The organism is Roseomonas sp. E05, from assembly GCF_030063475.1.
Classification (GTDB): Bacteria; Pseudomonadota; Alphaproteobacteria; order Acetobacterales; family Acetobacteraceae; genus Pseudoroseomonas.
The window spans coordinates 1-585 of the sequence record NZ_JASIRT010000105.1; the positions used below are offsets into that span (position 1 = coordinate 1).

Genomic DNA, 585 nt, shown 5'->3' on the forward strand with positions numbered 1-585 from the left:
ACTGCGGCGAATGGCGCCGGTAGGTGCCTCGTGACGGCATGACCTTCTCCTGATGGAAGGTCCAGCCAGTGTATCAGTTCTGGAGCGCCAAGTGGTCCAGCCGCAGGGGTTCACTCCAGCGACCGTCTGGGCTGGGCAACGAGCCAGTCCTGCCGACCCCCATCTGCATGGCGGCAGCGAACCAGTTCAGCCCATAACGCCCGCTGCCGGTCGCGATCGCGCTCTCGAGATAGGGGTGCGCCACGGATCCCTGTCGGCGCATGCGCTGGGTCACCCCTGCAAGCAACCGGGTCAGTAGGTCCGGATCGAACTCAGGCGCGCCCGACAGCTCGTTACGCAGTTCTCGTGACAGCCTGTCCGCGGAGAGAGCCAGCACGTCCGTCGGGACGTCCGCCGCCGCCATTCCGTTCAGCTCGAGCGTATGGTTGAAATGCGCCCGGTAGCTCAGATCGACGAAGTACTCCCAGCTGGCGCCCGGCGATTACGATGAGCGGTAATCGGCAATTATGATGAGCGCCCGGCGGTGCGGCGGAGGGTGGGCGTAGCCCGCCCGGAGCCGTTCCGCCGGGCGAGCGCGCCTGCGGA

General features: G+C 66.7%; 1 protein-coding gene. It reads right to left on the minus strand.

Going from position 1 to position 585, the window contains the following annotated elements; genetic code table 11:
• Positions 1 to 73 precede the first annotated feature (73 nt).
• Positions 74 to 403: a hypothetical protein gene (locus QMO56_RS26880; RefSeq protein WP_283530707.1), complete on the minus strand. Its 330-nt coding sequence runs from the start codon at positions 401 to 403 to the stop codon at positions 74 to 76.
• Positions 404 to 585: the final 182 nt, after the last annotated feature.